This is a genomic window from Saprospiraceae bacterium (genome assembly GCA_016709995.1).
Taxonomy (GTDB): Bacteria; Bacteroidota; Bacteroidia; order Chitinophagales; family Saprospiraceae; genus JADJLQ01.
This window is the reverse complement of sequence record JADJLQ010000001.1, coordinates 3,116,018-3,133,820: the sequence shown is the minus strand read 5'-3', so window position 1 is coordinate 3,133,820 and position 17,803 is coordinate 3,116,018. Positions and strand designations below refer to the sequence as shown.

Below are 17,803 nucleotides of genomic sequence, written 5' to 3'. Positions count from 1 at the left end.
TTCTATTTTCGCACTTTCAAATTTTTAATAGTTTAGAATTAACTTATTATGGCACAAACAATTATGTATATTATCCCCTTGCTTGGAATCGTGGGATTGTTATTCACTTATTTTAAAAGCAATTGGGTAGAAAAACAAGATGCCGGCACAGAAAAAATGCAAATTATAGCCAAAGCTATCTCAGAAGGGGCTATGGCTTTCTTAAAAGCTGAATACAAAATCTTAGTATGGTTTGTACTTGCGGTAGCCATCTTGATGGCGTTAGGGGGTTCTGGCAATACGGGGTCGTCCTGGATCGCTGGCCTGTCGTTTGTCATTGGTGCATTTTGTTCAGTATTAGCTGGTTATATAGGTATGAAAGTTGCCACTAAATCCAATGTAAGGACTACAGCAGCAGCTCGAACGAGCCTGAATAAAGCTTTAGAAGTGGCTTTTTCAGGTGGATCCGTCATGGGGATGGGTGTTGTCGGATTAGGCGTGTTGGGGCTTGGTTCACTCTTTCTGATATACAATAATATGGGATGGGACATCAATAAAGTGATCACTGTCATTACAGGATTTTCATTTGGTGCTTCTTCTATAGCCTTGTTTGCCAGAGTAGGCGGAGGTATTTATACTAAAGCTGCTGATGTGGGAGCTGACTTGGTAGGTAAAGTAGAAGCAGGCATCCCGGAGGATCACCCATTAAATCCGGCGACTATCGCTGATAACGTAGGAGATAATGTAGGTGATGTGGCTGGTATGGGAGCAGACTTGTTTGAATCTTACGTGGGATCTATCATCGGTACAATGGTACTTGGAGCTACCTATATTGGTATCGCTGGTTACGAAAGTAGCAATGAATTTAATGGCTTGAATGCAGTATTATTGCCATTAGTATTGTCCGGTGTGGGTATATTGACTTCAATCCTCGGTACTTTCTTCGTCAAAACCAAAGAAGGTGGTGATCCTCAAAAAGCTTTAAACTTAGGGGTGAACCTGTCGAGTGTGATCATGTTAGGCCTCACCCTGGTTATTACGCAATGGATGTTGCCAAGCGCCTGGGAATTTCAAGGTTTGCATTATACCAATTGGGGCGTATTCTGGGCCGTTTGTATTGGATTAGTTTCAGGAGTTGCTATTGGTTATGTTACTGAATATTATACTGGTACCGGAGGCAAACCGGTACGATCTATCGTCAATCAAAGTATGACGGGTACTGCCACCAATATTATTGCTGGTTTGGGTGTAGGGATGCAATCCACTGCTATTCCTACCATCATATTAGCTGCAGCTATCATGGGATCCTATCATTTTGCTGGGTTATATGGTATAGCGATCGCCGCTGTCGGGATGCTTTCAAATACAGGTATCCAATTGGCAGTAGATGCCTACGGGCCTGTGGCTGACAATGCAGGGGGTATAGCAGAAATGGCAGAACTCCCTAAAGAGGTGCGTCAACGTACAGACACCCTTGATGCGGTAGGCAACACTACAGCCGCTATCGGAAAAGGATTCGCCATCGCTTCTGCAGCTTTGACTGCCCTGGCTTTGTTCGCAGCTTTTATGAGCAGTGCCAAGATGAATAGTATCGATATTTCTAAACCTATGGTAATGTCCGGTTTGTTATTAGGAGCCATGCTTCCATTTTTATTTTCATCCATGGCCATGAATGCGGTAGGTAAAGCTGCAATGGAAATGATACAGGAGGTACGCAGACAGTTTAGTGAAATACCTGCACTTAAAGCAGCACTTGCTGTAATGAAGAAAAATGATGGAGTGGAGCATGATGATTGGTCAGCTGCAGACAAACATGTTTTTGAAGAGGCCAATGGTAAAGCGGAGTATGCCAAATGTGTAGAGATATCCACTAAGGCAGCTGTCAGACAAATGATGCTTCCGGGTCTGCTTGCAGTAGCGTCTCCTATATTTATTGGGTTTGTGTTTGGCAAAGAAATGTTGGGTGGATTACTGGCCGGAGTAACAGTGACAGGAGTGCTTATGGCTATTTTTCAATCTAATGCCGGAGGAGCCTGGGACAATGCAAAAAAGCTATTTGAGGGTGGAGTCGAAATTCAGGGTAAGACTTATTATAAAGGGTCTGATCCACACAAGGCCGCTGTAGTCGGTGATACGGTCGGCGATCCATTTAAAGATACTTCAGGTCCTTCCTTAAATATCTTATTGAAATTGATCTCGGTGATTGCTTTGGTAATTGCCCCATTCTTGTAGTATTTACAAAATATTCATTCTTACAATAATTGGGGGTTGGTGAAAATCGACCCCTTTTTTTATTTTATGATAATCTGTCGACATAGTATATTCATGTACACCCAAGTCCTTCAGGGATGAATAAAGGCATTGAAAATCTGCCTAAGAAAGCAAGGCCTTGAATGGTATTAATCTTAGACGAATGAATGACCCTTCCGTCAGAGAAAATTGATATTGATCGAAGTAATTTTTTTTAAGCAGACTTAATAGATTCCAAAAAGTGGTATTTATGCTAAATCAAAACTTCAATTTTTTGATTCTCTGATAATCAGTCTTCATCGCAGCCATAGACCCGGTACGATAAGCCTCTTGTTCAACGAGAAAATAATCAGCACCAATTTTTTTAGTCTCTTTAAATATTTTGTTGAAGTCGATACTACCATCACCGATCTCTATACTTTCTCTTTTGTCAGACTTAGCCATATCCTTGACATGATACAGTGCAAATCGTCCAGGGTGCTGCTTGATGAAGGCAATCGGGTCTACATTGGCAAAAACCACCCAATACAGATCTAATTCAAATTTGACCAGGTTGGGATCGGTATTGTTCATGAAGATGCTCATCATATTAGTGTCACCGATGGGATCAAACTCAAAATTATGATTGTGATAGCCAAATTGAAGCCCTCGATTTTTGGATTCAGCTCCAGCTTTATTAAATAGCTCAGCTATCCGCATGGCATTGTCTTTGTCGTTTCTGAAAGCAGGCTGCAAAAATGGCCACACAAAAAACTTCTGACCCATGTACACAGCATCATCCATGGCCTTAAGATAATCCGCCGGAAGCATCTTGTTTTTAAAATACATGACGAGATCACCTGCTACGTGACTGCTGGGTATCTTCATGCCTTCACTGTCTGCCAGTGTTTTGACCTCTTTAGGGCTGAGGCCATAAAATTTGCCTTCATTGTATCCTGCCAGCTCAATATTTTTATATCCTGCTGCAGCGATGGCTTGGAGAGATCCAGTAGCATCCTTCTGCATAAAATCACGGATTGTATATATCTGGATGCCGATATTTTTTTTCCTGGCTGACTCTAGCTCAAGATTGCCGATAAATGGAGCTGTTGCTGCGAGTGTGATGCCATTTTTTACGAAGTTGCGCCTATTCATTTGAGTATTGATTTAAAAATGAAAGACTAAGATATACGAATTCCGGCAATCACCGCAATCGATTGCTAAAAGGTGCAATTGAACAGATATTTTTATACAAAAAAAGCCTTGCGAGTGTCCTCACAAGGCCAAAATGAATATGAATAAAAAAACCTTAAATGTCCCTTATAGATTGTGTTGAAAAAGGCTGTTCACATATGGTGTCCCTAAAAATATTATATCACGATGACGCTGTTTTGTTCAGCACCATAACCATTGTATTCAAGTCGATCAGCATTAGATTCGTTTTCCCAAAGTTTGCCATCTATATTGTATCTGAACTGATATTCAGAAGCAGTAGGAAGATCAACAGTCTTTGTAAAAGAACCATCTTTCAATTTCTTCATCGAAGTCTCTTTTGAAGGTTTCCAATTATTAAAAGAGCCTAACAATTCAACTTTTTTAGCTTTAAGAACCTTCTCAGATTCAAGTTTAAAGGTGACTTTACAGACTTCGTTAGATTTTAAATACTTTTTAGAAATAGCCATAGGAAAATATTAATTTGATTTCAGCCACAAAAATACATGCAATCACAATAAAGATTGGTAAATGACATGTTAACGAATCATAAAGTATGTATGAATAAATCTTCCTCTTTTGTCTTCGTTATAAAATGAATGGAGTACTATAACCGATTGACAAAGAATTAATTAATCTATGCCATCCTAGTTATTTCCAAATACAAGCCGAAAACGTTAAAATATTACAAGAAGAATCTGGTCCAGGAAAAAAATCTAAAAAACCGATTCAGCGATTTTGCGGGTGGTATCACTATCTCCCATCGTGTAAAAATGCAAGGAAGGCACTTTGGCAGCTTTTAATTCCTTGCACTGAGCGATGCCCCATTCTATCCCTACTTGTTTGACAGCTTCAGAAGATTTTGCTTTAGTGATGGCTTTTACCAGGTCCTCTGGCAAGTGAATAAAAAATGAGGCCGGAAGCGAAGTGAGCTGACTTTTACGGGTCAATGGTTTTAATCCCGGCACGATGGGTACTTGAATATCATTTGCCCTGCACAATGCCACAAACTCAAAATACTTCTGATTGTCAAAAAACATTTGAGTGACGATGTATTCTCCACCAGCATTTATTTTTTCTTTGAGATATTGAATATCCGTTTCAAGAGTAGGAGCTTCAAAATGTTTTTCAGGATAACCTGCGATACCTATACAAAAGTTGGATTTGGCACCCTCGACAATGTCTTTATCCAGATAATTACCATTGTTCATTTCTTTGATCTGCCGGATAAGGTCTATTGCATAATGATGTCCTCCTGGTTCTGAAACAAAATTTTCTTCAAATTTTCTAGCATCGCCCCTCAGAGCTAAAACATTATTGATTTTGGCATAAGCCATATCGATCAATGCATCTTCAGTTTCTTCCTTGGTAAATCCTCCACAAAGCAGATGAGGCACCGTATCTACACCATATCGGTTTTGTATAGCCTGTGAGATCACTACCGTACCTGGTCTTTTCCTCATGGATATTTTTTCAGGCTGACCAGCATGGTTATTGCGATACACAAAATCCTCACGATGATAAGTCACATCTACAAAGGGTGGTCTGAACTCCATCAATGGATCCAGGATATTAAATATAGAGTCTATGCTCCCACCTTTGAGGGGTGGTAGGATTTCAAATGATATCAAAGTATCGCCATTGGCGCGAGCAAAGTAATCCGTTACTTTCATTTTTAGTTTCAAAAAAATAAGGTGCAAATATAGAGCTTCAGTATTTGGTATTTTTTATTAACTTCAGGGCCTTAAACCTTTAAATGTATTAATATGAATAGTAAAGTAATTATTGCCGCCTTAATTGGTGGTATCGTCGCCTTTCTTTTAGGATGGCTTCTCTACGGAGTGTTGCTAATGGATTTTATGGCCTCCAATGCGGGCTCTGCAACCGGGGTCATGAAGACTGATCCTCAAGCAAGTGATTTTATATTTGTTTTTTTGGGAAATGTAGGCTATGCCTTGTTGTTGGCTTATATTTTTGATCAATGGGCCAATATCAAGACGCTTGCCACCGGAGCAAAAGCAGGCGCTCTTATTGGTTTATTAATAGGTATTTCCTATGATTTTCTCAACTATGGAATGACCAATTTGATGAATATGACAGGGGCAGTTGCCGACATCCTGATGTCTGCAGTGATGGGTGCTGTGACCGGAGCTGTGGTGGCCTGGTGGTTAGGCAGAGGGACAGCTACCAACTGATTATTTACTCAAAAGAGATATTTTTACTAAACAGATTTAGGTTTACCCTATAGCGTTTAAGGTAAACCTAAGTCTCATATTGGTGGTATTTGTCAAAAAACTTCTTAGCTTGATTTTCAATTTGACATTAAATTTTTCCTGAGAGGTGATGTTACGGGTATCTACCAGAGTGGGAAATAGTTGAAGAATGTTGGCCGATGAATACGGTACTTCTTCAAGATATCCTATTTCGACTTCGTTTTGAAATCCAACCTTACTCATCAAGAGGGAGATTTTTTCAATTCTGCTGAAATCAAATTGATTGAATTCATCAGACAACCTGATGGCACCGGGTTTGATGGCAGTGATCGCAGCGGTATCGACCTGAAAAGTGTTTAATAAAGCTTTGTAATTGGTAGGCAGTTCCCTTAACACAAACGAATAAGTCTCCAGGGTATTGAGTCCTCCGGGTACGACTATAAATTGGTCATATTCAAATTTAAACAGGATCTCATCCTGGTTTTTGGTACATGCAAAACTGGATATTGTTATTAAAAAAAGCCCAAGTAGCCGGTTTCGCAGGATCAATGATATCATGTATTGACCCAATAACGTATTATTTGATGACTTTCATTTGCTTCGCATCCCATTTTATGATTTTGTTTTTAAAATAACTTTCGTTTGCGGCAAGACAGGGCGCAGCAGCGCGGAATCCAAAAGTAGCATCTTCGATATTAGGTCGGTTGTTGCGGATGGTTTCAAAAAAGTTATTAAAATGATTGACATGAGCATTATGTCCCTCAGGAGCTACAAATTCCATGCCTTCCCGGGTAGGTCGTTTTTTATCTTCCTCTGACCATTTAGCATTATATTCTGCCATCATTTTATCCTGCAAACCTTGAGGAAAGGTAAATAAGGAATCATATCCGCCGATACCAGGTGCCTTGGACATCAGACTATGACTGATCTTAACACCATTGCCGGTCTTGGTCATCACGCCTTCGCTGCCTATAAATTTTGTACTGCCTGCACCGCCAGCTCCGCTGATAAAATTAACCCTCAATGTCACCTGGAAAGCTGGATGAGTCTCTGTGGCTGGGTAATCCAGCAGGGTAGTCATCACATCCGGTACATCGCGACCGTCTTTCCAATAACATAATTGGCCTGAGGACATGATCCTGGCTGGACCCAAAGAGCCTGTAACATAATGAATGCCGGTGACCAGGTGCACATAAAGATCACCGGATACTCCTGTGCCAAAATCACGATAATTGCGCCACCAAAATAATTTCTTTGGATCGTAAGCCGGCTTTTTATTCATGATACCAACATATCGATCCCAGTCAACCGTTTCAGGAGATTGATCAGTAGGGATACTGTATTCCCAGGCGCCAATGGCGTTTTGCCTGTCATTGACGGCTTCGATACAATTGAGCTGACCGATAGTACCGGATTGGTATATTTCTTTGGCTTTGGCATAATCTACTCCGCTGATCCCCTGACTACCTACCTGCAGGACTTTTCCATAGAGCTTTTGGGCGGCGATTACTTTCTGTCCTTGCTCAAACTTATGGACCATAGGTTTTTCACAATAGACATTTTTGCCGGCTTTGAGCGCATCGATGGTGATCGTGCTATGCCACAGATCGCAGGTCGCTATGATGACGGCATCAATATCAGATCGGTTGAGCAGCTCGCGATAATCCCGGGTAGTATACAGATCAGCTCCGTATACTTCTTTCATGCGCGTGAGCCTACCTGTATATAAATCACAGGCACCGGCCATTTCAACTCCAGGAACTTTCAAAGCAGCCTCAAGATCTGAATTGCCTTGAATGCCACAACCGATCACTCCCAATCGAATAGTGTCCGAAGCAGAATAGCGTAACTCAAACGGCAGTATGTGCTGATGCATGTATTCTTCTGCAAAGGCTTTATTCCATAAGGATCCAGACACCAACATCGATCCTGCTCCCAGATTTTTGATAAAATTGCGCCGAGATTTTTTCATAAATAGCTGTTTTTATACAAATATGTCCTGAATATATAGTTTTTTTTGATTGGTCAGAGAGATCCTCTTTTTATTTTTTTTATCTTCTGAGGATTTTCCAAAGAAACTCAATGATATTTCATTAATACCTACCCTAAAGAAGGTGAATCATCAAAGACTAAGGATTTCGTCACTAAGGGAGATCCATCTACTTTTAATCTCGCACTGGAGGCTGAAAGTAACATTTGCAGGCGCTTTAGAATCCCTCCCTTTTCTATTTGGATGCGCTAATTCATAAAAACCTGATTTCGAATAAAAACATATATTTCTGCTATAAAGCCATCATTTTTAAACCAGATTTGACTCAAAAAGTCTAAATTATTTAAATAATAGCTGTTTTTTAAAGCATAAAATGAAGAATATGAATATTACAATTTTAAACCAATTTTGGATTTTCGGACTCAAAAGCCCGGCTTACTTTTGACTCATAACAAAAAAATTACTATGAAAATTTTGGACAAAACTTTAGTACTACTTATCCTGATGGGATTGACTTTTTCGATGCAAGCTCAGGAAGATTCGATAGTCAAGCCATCGATCACGATCTCAGGTTATGCCGACGCATATTACAATCTTTCCTTCAATGCTCCAGGGGTGGGACCTCAATTGTGGGGACCAGCCGCAGGAGCGAGGGCTTTTGACATCAACAATAATCAATTTTCACTCGGAGCCATCCAGGGCAAAGTGACTTATGACTTTAAAAACATTGAAGTGGTAGGCGATTTTTTAGCAGGTCCCAATACTTCGCTGGCTACATTGTTGTTTTTTCCTTCTAGTTCCATAGGCAATGGACTGCTTGGTGGAGGTTCTTTTGGGATAAAACAATTGTATGGAGTATGGAAGGCTTCAGACAAAGTGTCTTTCACAATTGGTCAGTTCGGTACCCATATAGGTTATGAAGTGATCGAACCCTATATTAATTTTAATTATTCACTGTCCAACTTATTCAATAATGGACCTTTCTTTCATACGGGTCTGAAAATGAATTATGCCATCTCCGACAAAGTAGGATTGATGTTGGGCCTGGTCAATAGCTGGGACAATTTTGATGATAATAATGGATTCAAATCTCCCGTAGTACAACTTTCGTTGATGCCAGTAGAGGGCATGTCTATTTATCTCAATTATCTGACAGGTAAAGGTGATCAGGCAGGATCGATCACTATAGGAGATGCTCTGGAGGGTGCCAGCAAACCCAATGGATTTAATACATCTATCTATGACCTCACTGCTGCATATGCCATAGGCAAAGTCAATCTTGGTGTAAATGCGGCGTACGGTATATATAAAGCAACAGATAGTTCACTCAAAACAAAATTTAAAGCCATCACCTCTGGTGAAAAAGACAATCCAACCTGGGGAGGTATCGCCGGCTATTTTAATGTGGCTGCCACAGACGAGTTTTCGATAGGAGCAAGGGTGGAACAATTTAACGACTTCTATGGGGTGCGCTATATTGGAGCCAAAAATACCTCTGTGACGATCACTGGTAGTATTAGTATAGCCGATGGAAGTTTGTTATTAAAACCTGAGCTCAGATTTGACAGTTCTACAGGTAAGAATAATGTCAATGGGCATACTGACCTATATTTTGGTAAAGATGGCAAAACCGAAGCCAGCCAAACTACCCTGGGCATGTCTGCCATATTCAAGTTCTAAATATCTTTGACAACCCTAACCAAATGACAACCCAATAATTCCTAATCAATTTTTTATTCATACAATCAAGTTAATCAAAAGCGCATGGACTGCAGAGACCGTGCGCTTTTTGGTTTTAAATGAGATTAGAGAAATTAAATGACAGTATTTACCTTCGGAGGATGATTCGGGTAGCGACTTTACTTAGTAGTTTCTGTCTATTTATGGCTTGCAAATCCATGGTAAAGGACGAATTAACAATCACCGAATTGCATATTCCTGTTGCCAGGCACATCCAGACGGAGACTCCAAATTGGCACTTATCTCCTCAGGACAACTTGTACCTTACCTGGACTTCTCACCTTTCAGATAGCCTGTATGGATTAAATTATAGTTCATTGCATAATGATACTTTTACCAGGGCTACGATCATATCCACTGGTACTGACTGGTTTGTCAACTGGGCTGATTTTCCTTCAATAGCTGTTTTTCCGGGCAGTGAGCTCAACCTCCTGGCTCATTTTCTTCAAAAAAGACCGGGTGACAAAACCTATGATTATGATGTGAAGCTGGCCTTGTCACGAAGTGGAGGTGATGAATGGAAGGTCATTGATTCACTGCATGATAACGCTCCCGCGGAGCATGGTTTTGTGAGCCTGGTGCCCTTTAGTTATGATAAAATACTGGCTATGTGGTTAGATGGCAGAGCCATGATTTCAGCAGAAGGTGACCATAATGATCATGACCATGGGAGTGGATCGATGCAACTGCGGTCTGCCCTGGTGGATATCCAAGGTGGCGTCAGTCAGCCTCAAATCATAGATGATCGTGTGTGCGAATGTTGCCAGACAGATGCTACCATGACACCTAAAGGACCCGTATTGATATATAGAAATCGATCCAATGATGAGGAAAGAGACATCTATATCACCCGCCTTGAATCAGGTCAATGGTCTGATCCCAAGCCTGTGTGTGAAGATCACTGGAAAATCAACGGTTGTCCAGTCAATGGCCCGGCTATAGCGAGTATAAACAGCCAGCTTGCGGTAGCATGGTATACTGAAGCTGAGGGCAAACCCACGATTAAGCTCAGTTTTTCCAATGGTCCTGATTTAAACTTTGGTCCTCCTCTCATCATTGATACCAAAAATACGCCCGGAAGAGTTAGTATCGCCTGGATTGATAAAGACAGGGTTGCTATCAGTTTATTGGATAAAGACTCCAAAGAAAGCCCGACAACATCGATTTATTTAATGATCTATTCCAAAGAAGGGCACCTGATCAGCCGAAATATGATTGCTCAAACTTCTGCTTTGAGAAAAAGTGGATTCCCGGTCTTGACTGCTCATCAGGGTCAGCTTTATCTGGCTTATACCTCGATCAGTCAGGACAATAAGACCAGTATAAAAGCTAAAAAGATTTTAATGAGCCAATGATCTAACCAGGCTCTCAAACTCTTCGATATCGGCTATATGCCTCACGGAATCGTTTAACAGTGGTTTTTTGCACATCTCAGGGCATCCTGAAAAATACAAAGTCAGTCCCGGGGCACCGGTGTGGATGATCTGTAGATATTCTTTTAGTTTTTCCATCGGGGAGCTAGACATAAATAGCGTAAATACATGCGTAGCATTGGATTGTAAAGCAGCCTGTGCTATCATCTCTGCCGGCACAGAAGCACCCAGATAGAGGGTATGGATATTTTTTTCTAACAGGATATAGTGGGCCAGTAATAAAGGTAGTTCGTGAAACTCCTCAGAGGGCAGACATAAAATAAATGAAGGAATACCCTTAGGGATCACCGGCATGGCATCTATGGCATTCAATAGTTTTCGCCGGATGATCGCTGAGGCAAAGTGCTCTTGCGCGGGACTAATATCATTGACCTGCCACAATACACCTATTCTTTTCAGGAAAGGATATACAATTTGAAGGATGGTTTTTTTAATGCCAAACCTATCTATGGAATGCTGGAGTACCTCTGTAAACCTGGCTTCATCATAATTAAGCATGTGTACCATCAGTCCATTGATCAAAAAGTCGGTTTTAGGACTTTCAATCTTGCCCAACATCAAGGACTTTACCTCACTTTCAATGTCTTCCTCGGTCAGGCCGACGATCCGGGATATCTTCCATCCGGATTGTAACAGCGTGTGGATATTGATCAGTTTTCTAAGTTCTTCATAACCATATCCCCTGATATTGGTACAGCTCCGGGTAGGGGACAGCAGATTAAATCTTTTTTCCCATATCCTGATAGTATGGGGTTTTACACCTGAGTAATGTGCAAGTTCTGATATGGTATATTGAGCGGTATTAGACATTTTTAAAACTTGGCTTGACGGCGAAGCATGGGCAGGATCCATTCATACATATGGCAAAACAAAATTTAAAGCAAAATGTTTTACCATTTTTTTACTTTTTTGTAGAGTACGGAAGGAGTGAGGTAAATAAGTGAGACGGCATACTTGGCTTCAGCAATTAGCCAACCGACCACACTCCAATCTTGCTTTAAAATATTTTTGACTATAGATTTAAACACAATATAATATACCAATTTTGAAAAAAGGAATACCAAAAGAATTGGCGGCCAGAACCAGTACATCAATATGGGCAAAGCCCAACTCAAAATAAAAGTTGAATAAAAACATACCAATAACAATTGATGTAAGGGTCGGTAATACCTGGCTGTGCTCACATGTCTTGACTTTTGCTGCAGCCATTGTCCCCAATTGGGTTTTGGAATACTGTAGACGAAGGAGTCCGGGTCCAGTTGAATTCCGATATTATTGTTAGTGCTGAGTTCGTTGATCGTGAGGTCATCATCCCCTGACAGCACATGCTGGTAAGCAGTAAGAGTTTGACTGGTCACCAGGACTTTTTTTCTATACAATAGATTTCTACCCACACCCATATAACCTATATTGCGTACAGCAAGCCCCAAATAGAGTAAGGCGGTATAGCTGGTCTCCAACTGAATCAACCCTTGAATATGATTTTTAAGCGGCATATAAGGGGAGTAACCAAGTACAAAGCCATCCTCTGTCCCAAGTGCCAGAACCATTTTTTGAATCCAATGTACTGACGCAGGTCTGCAATCTGCATCAGTCATTAACAACAGATCTTGTGTAGATTGCTCCAGACCGAATAGGAAAGCTTTTTTTTTGCCACCGGCCTGATCATGTTGAAGCGTGTGGAGGAAGATTTTCTTAGGGTACAAAGATTGCCAGGTTTGTATTGCTTCCTGAGTGCCATCTGTAGACTGGTCGTCAACCAGGTGGATATCAAAGCTGCCTTCGTAAACCTGATTTAATAAAAGTGGCATCAAAACATCAAGATTCTCCTTTTCGTTCTTTACTATAATGAATAAGCTGACAGGCATAAAATCGGTAGCTTTTGACTTGGAACCCCTATTTTTGGGGCCATATCCTCCCAAAGGACTGAACACCCCGATCAAATAAATGAACTGTATACCTATAACAATGATATATATAATGTACCATGCAATCACTGAAGTCAAAACTAATTCAAAAATTGCATTGACTTATTCAATCTTGAAAAAGTCTTGGTTAAGTACAAGTTTATGGGCAGGATTGATGTTGTTTTCATTTTCCATGACAGCGCAAATCATCCAGGGCAAGGATACCCTGTATGGTAATGAGTGGATAAAATCTGATCAGACTTATTTAAAGTTTTTTACTGACAAAGATGGATTATATCAAATTACATTCGAAGATCTGACCAAGGCCGGTGTACCATTGGCCTCCATCAGAGGATCCCAGCTCCAGGTATGGCGATTAGGAGTAGAACGGCCATTATGGATAAGCAATGCAGGTATTTGGACTGCAGGAGATAATCTCAAGTTTTGGGGATATAAAAACCGGTCAGAGCTGGATGCACCTTTATTCTCTAACGCTCCGCTTGAAATGCTCAATCCAGCCTATAGCCTGGTCACGGATAGCAGTGCTTATTTTCTCACCTGGGTGCCCAATGGTATGCCTACCAAACGGATAAACTTAAAATCAAGTAATAACCAGGTAGCGATTTCACCCTTCTTAATGGTAGACCAATTTTATGAATTTCATACCAATCCCCTGGACAAAAGATATGATTCAGGCAATGAGATCGCATTCTCCAGTTTCGATGAATGCGAAGGTTTTGCAACCCGATTAAACAGAGAGTATGCTCAGACATTGAAGCTCAAAGATGCCTTTGAAGGCAAAGTGGATGGTAAGCTTTCCATCCGGTTGGGTACCGGCAATCAACAGCATCTCATTAAAATATCCATCAATGATGAAACCATAAAACTGGATACTTTTTTTGGATTTAGAGTGAGAGTCTACGATTTTGTATTGTCCAATGATCTACTGCAGAAGGATATTAGACTCAAAATAGAATCTATTGGCCCGGGTAGTGATCAGTTTGCAGTAGCCAATATTCACTTAATCTATCCAAAGACCGCCGGAGGTACTCTCGGAAGCCAGGAATCTCTCATGCCTGCAGCGACTATCATCGTGAGCAGGATCTCAGGGACTAACAATCAATCAATCCTGATCGATCCGGCCGGCAGTGACTGGTATCAAAGTACCACGGTCAATGGTGAGCATTATGTAGAAATCCCTGCATCAGGATCTCGAGATTTGTATACTCTTGAGCTAGCGGATGCTACTACTATCTCAAAACTAATACCCACGAAGTTTGAGCTGATAGCAGAAGATCCCAAAGCAAATTATATCATCATCACACATAAAAAGTTGATGACTTCGGCCCAGGAGTATGCGGCCTATAGAAGGTCTGCTCCAGGCGGATCATATGCGGTCACTGTAGTCGATATCGATCAGATCTATGATCAGTTTGGTTATGGACAGTCGAGGCATGTGATCGGTTTGAAAAACTTCGGTCAGTATATCCATCGGCATTGGTCAGCACCGGAATACATTTTTTTGATCGGCAGGAGCCTCAACTATCGTGACCGACGAATAGACAATAATTTTAATGAATATGCTCATCTGGACCTGGTGCCTTCCTTTGGTTATCCCGGATCAGACAATCTGACTTTTGCAGCCCCGGGAAAAAACCTTCCGGTATTCAGTATAGCCCGACTGGCCGCGACCAGCCCTGATCAGGTATCCAACTATCTAAAGAAGGTCAAAGAATATGAATCAAAACTTAAATCCCCCGGGTCAAATGATGACTTATACTGGCGGAAAAAGATCTTGCACCTGGCAGGAGGGTCCCCTACGGATGGATTTGACCGCTTGTTGGATGGCTTTAAAAGTGCCATCCAGGGCAGTCTGATGAATCCTGAAGTCTTTTCTGTCAAAAAAACTTCCTCCGACCCGATTCAGGGGGGGGTGTCCGAAATCGTAAAAAACCTGATCAATGAAGGAGTGGTAGTGCACAGTTACCTGGGACATGGAGCGATCAGTGCTACTGAAGTGGGACTGGATGATCCCGAGATTTTTGACAATGTGGGCAAGTATCCCATTTGTTTTACGCTGGGATGTAATTCGGGTAATATGCATACTACCGGAGTAAGCCTCAGCGAGTCCTTTATATTTTCTTCTAAAGGAGATATAGTTTACATTGCCTCCTCAGGTATCGGCACGGATGGGGATTATGGCAATTATGGAAAAAGGTTGTATGGCCATATGGGGAGCGATTATTATAACCAGACGATTTCGAGTCTGCATTTTCAGGCTTTGCGTGAACTTGCTACTTCCAGTTCTTTTACCGTACAGGCACTTACTCAGCAGTTGTCTATTCAAGGAGATCCGGCGATACAGCTTAACTATCATACAGGACCGGATTATACTTTAGACACAAAAAGTTTTAAGACCATCCCACAAAATGTGCAGGCAGATCAGGACAGTCTACGGTTTAGTTTTACACTCTGGAACCTGGGCCGATACAACAGTGATGTGATCCCCTTCGAAGTGAGTCATACCTTGCCTGATGGGAAAGTACTTACTTATCGCTTTCAGGAAAAATTAGAGCAGGCCTACAAGGAGGTTTTTATTGCCCTGCCCATGCCTGAAAATGTGATTGGTAATAATACCCTCAATATCAAAATCGATCCTGACAATATATTTAATGAATTGCCGCAGCCTTTTGCAGAAAACAATAATGAATTAAAAATCAATGGTACGACCGGCATTATCGTCGGGATATTTAACAACGAAGTCACACCTGCCTATCCTCAGGATTATGGCATCGTCGGATCATCACCGATCACCTTAAAAGCCTTCACCAGCAATGCCCTGGGTAATCCCGCCAACTATATATTTGAGCTGGACACCACGGCTTTATTTAACTCTGCTTTCCTTCAAAAAATAAATACAAAGCAAAGGGGAGGGCTCATTACGTGGAGTCCTACCTTCAATGCACAGGCGGGTACAGTCTATTATTGGCGGGTAGCGGCAGATACTGTTGGAACAGGAAGGCCTGTCCTTTGGAGTCAAAGGTCATTTATTTATTTGCCCGGGCAGGGTCCTGGTTGGAATCAGTCTCATGGGTATCAGTACGCTGAAAATAAACCCAATCAAACACTTAATTTTAATTTGGATGCCAATCAGTGGCAACTCGCTACACAGCCCACAAGCTTTGTCGCCTCCAGTATAAATAGTATTCTGGATCCATCTGAATATTCTAAAGTATTGATCAATGGAGAAAGGTACACACGAAATAATGGCAATTTTCAATCAGAGTTTATCCTAACTATTTGGGATCCAAAAGTAGGCTTAGTCCGTAATCCGGTAGGCGGTCGTGATGGGGCCACTAACGTATTCTCCATCCCGGCACCGGGATATTATTTTCCAATGGACAAAAACACTTCTGAAGAAAGAGGCAATCTCATGAGGTTTATGAACGAAGGAATTCAAGATGGTCAGTATGTCATCGTGATCAATCATATTCAACCCGGGGCTAGTTATTTTCCGGAATTTTGGGCGATGGATTCTTTGAGTCTCGGAAAGAATTTATACCAGGTGTTTGAACAAAATGGAGCAACACTTATTCGCAACCTCATAGGCGATAATTATTCTTATCCCTATGTGTTTGTTTATCAAAAAGGAAAAAAAATCATAGACGAAGGCATCTCTTCTAATGGCCTTGAGATCAGATCGGCTTTCGAACTGCCCTTGATAAGACAATCCGGCATGCACGAATCCCCACTAATTGGTCCTGCCTCCTCCTGGGAAAAATTTGAATGGTTACATCAGGATGGAAGGAACAAGGAGGACAATGAAATAAGCATCCAGGGACTAAACGGGGATCACCTGGATACTCTGTATCGTGGCAGAGCAACTAATTTTGATTTGACCAAGGTAAATGCTTCCACTTACCCTTATCTCAAATTAAATTGGTTAGCTAATGACAGCCTTCGTACAGGATCTATCCATATGGATTATTGGCGCATTCATTTTAAGAGATGGGCTGATTTGGCTATCGCTTCTAATGATGAATTTGAATTTTTCAAAGACTCGATAGATCAGGGCGATCCCAGTCGTTTAAAATTTACCATTCAAAATATTGGTGATCAACCTATAGATTCGTCTATGGTGATTTATACTATCACCGACGAGCAAAACAGATCGCACAAGGATACCACTTACAATACACTGCTTTCTCCAGGAGCAAAAAAAACACTCACCAAAGAGATCTCTACAGAAGGCCGTGTGCGGGATCAATCCATCCTGGTCAACCTTATCAATCTGACGGCTTTGCCTGAAATAACCCTGCGCAATAATGCGGGCCAAATTAATTATGTAGTAGTGACTGACCTTACACCACCTACGGTGACCGTATTTTTCGATGGAACACAAATCATCAATAATGAAATCGTCTCTAAACAACCTCTGATCCTCATTGACTTAAAGGATAATAAAGCCTGGACAGGCACCGATACCTCTGCCGTGACCATCAGCCTCAAATTGCCTGGTACGGATAAGTTCGTCCCGGTGTCATTAAAAGAGTATACTATTGATGTCAACAAAAACGAATTGTCCGTGCAATATCATCCACAGTTTACCCTGAATGGTTTGTACACGCTACGGGTGCAAGGAAAAGATAGATCAGGCAATCCTGCTGCCACGGCAGCTTATGAGATCAGCTTTAAAGTGATCACTGAAAATTCAGTTTCGTCCATATTGCCTTATCCCAATCCTTTTAGCACCCAGTGCAGGTTTGCCTATACTTTGACAGGAGAGGCGCCTACCGTATTCAAAATCCAGGTGATGACAGTCAGTGGCCGGGTCGTGCGCGAGCTCACTGAAATGGACCTGGGACCATTGCGCGAAGGGACTCACCTGACTGAAGGCTACTGGGACGGCCACGATGAGTACGGCAATATATTGGCCAATGGTACTTACTTGTACCGGGTGATCCTAAAAGATTTGAATGGGAAAACTTACTCCTCTTTTGAAGCATTGAATGATGCCGAAGGCAAAGATGCGAGGAGATTTTTTACCAAGGGGATTGGTAAACTCGTTATACTACGGTGAGTATGAAATGTGATTCCAAC

General features: G+C 41.4%; 12 protein-coding genes. 5 read left to right on the top strand and 7 right to left on the bottom strand.

Annotation, left to right across the window (positions count from 1 at the left end):
- Positions 1 to 48: 48 nt before the first annotated feature.
- Positions 49 to 2,211, top strand: a complete 2,163-nt coding sequence (locus IPJ09_13340; protein MBK7372395.1) for a sodium-translocating pyrophosphatase — start codon at positions 49 to 51, stop codon at positions 2,209 to 2,211.
- A 276-nt stretch (positions 2,212 to 2,487) separates the two neighbouring features.
- On the opposite strand, the gene IPJ09_13335 is transcribed toward IPJ09_13340, so the two are convergent.
- From IPJ09_13335 to metF, 3 genes are all read right to left on the bottom strand, one after another.
- Positions 2,488 to 3,363 carry a sugar phosphate isomerase/epimerase gene (locus tag IPJ09_13335; protein ID MBK7372394.1) on the bottom strand — a complete coding sequence of 292 codons (876 nt, stop codon included), beginning with the start codon at positions 3,361 to 3,363 and terminating at the stop codon, positions 2,488 to 2,490.
- Between the two features lie 215 nt (positions 3,364 to 3,578).
- Positions 3,579 to 3,890 (bottom strand): isoamylase early set domain-containing protein, encoded by a 312-nt coding sequence (locus IPJ09_13330; GenBank protein ID MBK7372393.1) that lies wholly within the window; start codon positions 3,888 to 3,890, stop codon positions 3,579 to 3,581.
- Between the two features lie 246 nt (positions 3,891 to 4,136).
- Positions 4,137 to 5,093: a methylenetetrahydrofolate reductase [NAD(P)H] gene (metF, locus tag IPJ09_13325; GenBank protein ID MBK7372392.1), complete on the bottom strand. Its 957-nt coding sequence runs from the start codon at positions 5,091 to 5,093 to the stop codon at positions 4,137 to 4,139.
- A gap of 93 nt (positions 5,094 to 5,186) precedes the next feature.
- Here metF and IPJ09_13320 point away from each other — a divergent pair, with 93 nt between their 5' ends.
- The gene (locus IPJ09_13320; protein MBK7372391.1) at positions 5,187 to 5,615 is read left to right on the top strand and encodes a hypothetical protein; all 429 of its coding nucleotides are present in this window, start codon (positions 5,187 to 5,189) and stop codon (positions 5,613 to 5,615) included.
- 42 nt (positions 5,616 to 5,657) lie between these two features.
- Here IPJ09_13320 and IPJ09_13315 read toward each other — a convergent pair whose 3' ends face one another.
- Together IPJ09_13315 and IPJ09_13310 are read right to left on the bottom strand one after the other, a co-directional pair.
- Positions 5,658 to 6,191, bottom strand: a complete 534-nt coding sequence (locus IPJ09_13315; protein MBK7372390.1) for a hypothetical protein — start codon at positions 6,189 to 6,191, stop codon at positions 5,658 to 5,660.
- 19 nt (positions 6,192 to 6,210) lie between these two features.
- Positions 6,211 to 7,605, bottom strand: coding sequence for a Gfo/Idh/MocA family oxidoreductase (locus IPJ09_13310; GenBank protein ID MBK7372389.1), 1,395 nt, complete (start codon positions 7,603 to 7,605; stop codon positions 6,211 to 6,213).
- A 483-nt stretch (positions 7,606 to 8,088) separates the two neighbouring features.
- On the opposite strand from IPJ09_13310, the gene IPJ09_13305 reads away from it, so the two are divergent.
- Together IPJ09_13305 and IPJ09_13300 are read left to right on the top strand one after the other, a co-directional pair.
- On the top strand, positions 8,089 to 9,303 hold the full coding sequence (locus IPJ09_13305; protein ID MBK7372388.1) for a porin: 1,215 nt from the start codon (positions 8,089 to 8,091) through the stop codon (positions 9,301 to 9,303).
- A gap of 203 nt (positions 9,304 to 9,506) precedes the next feature.
- Positions 9,507 to 10,718: an exo-alpha-sialidase gene (locus IPJ09_13300; protein ID MBK7372387.1), complete on the top strand. Its 1,212-nt coding sequence runs from the start codon at positions 9,507 to 9,509 to the stop codon at positions 10,716 to 10,718.
- Here the strand turns inward: IPJ09_13300 and IPJ09_13295 are convergent.
- Both IPJ09_13295 and IPJ09_13290 read right to left on the bottom strand, forming a co-directional pair.
- Positions 10,704 to 11,606: a MerR family transcriptional regulator gene (locus IPJ09_13295; GenBank protein MBK7372386.1), complete on the bottom strand. Its 903-nt coding sequence runs from the start codon at positions 11,604 to 11,606 to the stop codon at positions 10,704 to 10,706. The two genes, IPJ09_13300 and IPJ09_13295, sit on opposite strands and share 15 nt — an antisense overlap.
- A gap of 80 nt (positions 11,607 to 11,686) precedes the next feature.
- Complete coding sequence (locus IPJ09_13290) at positions 11,687 to 12,730, bottom strand: glycosyltransferase (protein MBK7372385.1); 1,044 nt, start codon at positions 12,728 to 12,730, stop codon at positions 11,687 to 11,689.
- 106 nt (positions 12,731 to 12,836) lie between these two features.
- Here IPJ09_13290 and IPJ09_13285 point away from each other — a divergent pair, with 106 nt between their 5' ends.
- Entirely contained in the window at positions 12,837 to 17,783 is a 4,947-nt protein-coding gene (locus IPJ09_13285; protein MBK7372384.1) for a hypothetical protein, read from the top strand.
- Positions 17,784 to 17,803 lie beyond the last annotated feature (20 nt).

What these genes read in the sequence shown, in the direction of transcription:
- IPJ09_13310 (MBK7372389.1), bottom strand. Translation starts at nt 7,605, where the DNA reads ATGAAAAAATCTCGGCGCAATTTTATCAAAAATCTGGGAGCAGGATCG.
- IPJ09_13320 (MBK7372391.1), top strand. Translation starts at nt 5,187, where the DNA reads ATGAATAGTAAAGTAATTATTGCCGCCTTAATTGGTGGTATCGTCGCC.
- IPJ09_13300 (MBK7372387.1), top strand. Translation starts at nt 9,507, where the DNA reads ATGGCTTGCAAATCCATGGTAAAGGACGAATTAACAATCACCGAATTG.
- IPJ09_13335 (MBK7372394.1), bottom strand. Translation starts at nt 3,363, where the DNA reads ATGAATAGGCGCAACTTCGTAAAAAATGGCATCACACTCGCAGCAACA.
- IPJ09_13295 (MBK7372386.1), bottom strand. Translation starts at nt 11,606, where the DNA reads ATGTCTAATACCGCTCAATATACCATATCAGAACTTGCACATTACTCA.
- IPJ09_13330 (MBK7372393.1), bottom strand. Translation starts at nt 3,890, where the DNA reads ATGGCTATTTCTAAAAAGTATTTAAAATCTAACGAAGTCTGTAAAGTC.
- IPJ09_13305 (MBK7372388.1), top strand. Translation starts at nt 8,089, where the DNA reads ATGAAAATTTTGGACAAAACTTTAGTACTACTTATCCTGATGGGATTG.
- IPJ09_13315 (MBK7372390.1), bottom strand. Translation starts at nt 6,191, where the DNA reads ATGATATCATTGATCCTGCGAAACCGGCTACTTGGGCTTTTTTTAATA.
- IPJ09_13340 (MBK7372395.1), top strand. Translation starts at nt 49, where the DNA reads ATGGCACAAACAATTATGTATATTATCCCCTTGCTTGGAATCGTGGGA.
- metF (MBK7372392.1), bottom strand. Translation starts at nt 5,093, where the DNA reads ATGAAAGTAACGGATTACTTTGCTCGCGCCAATGGCGATACTTTGATA.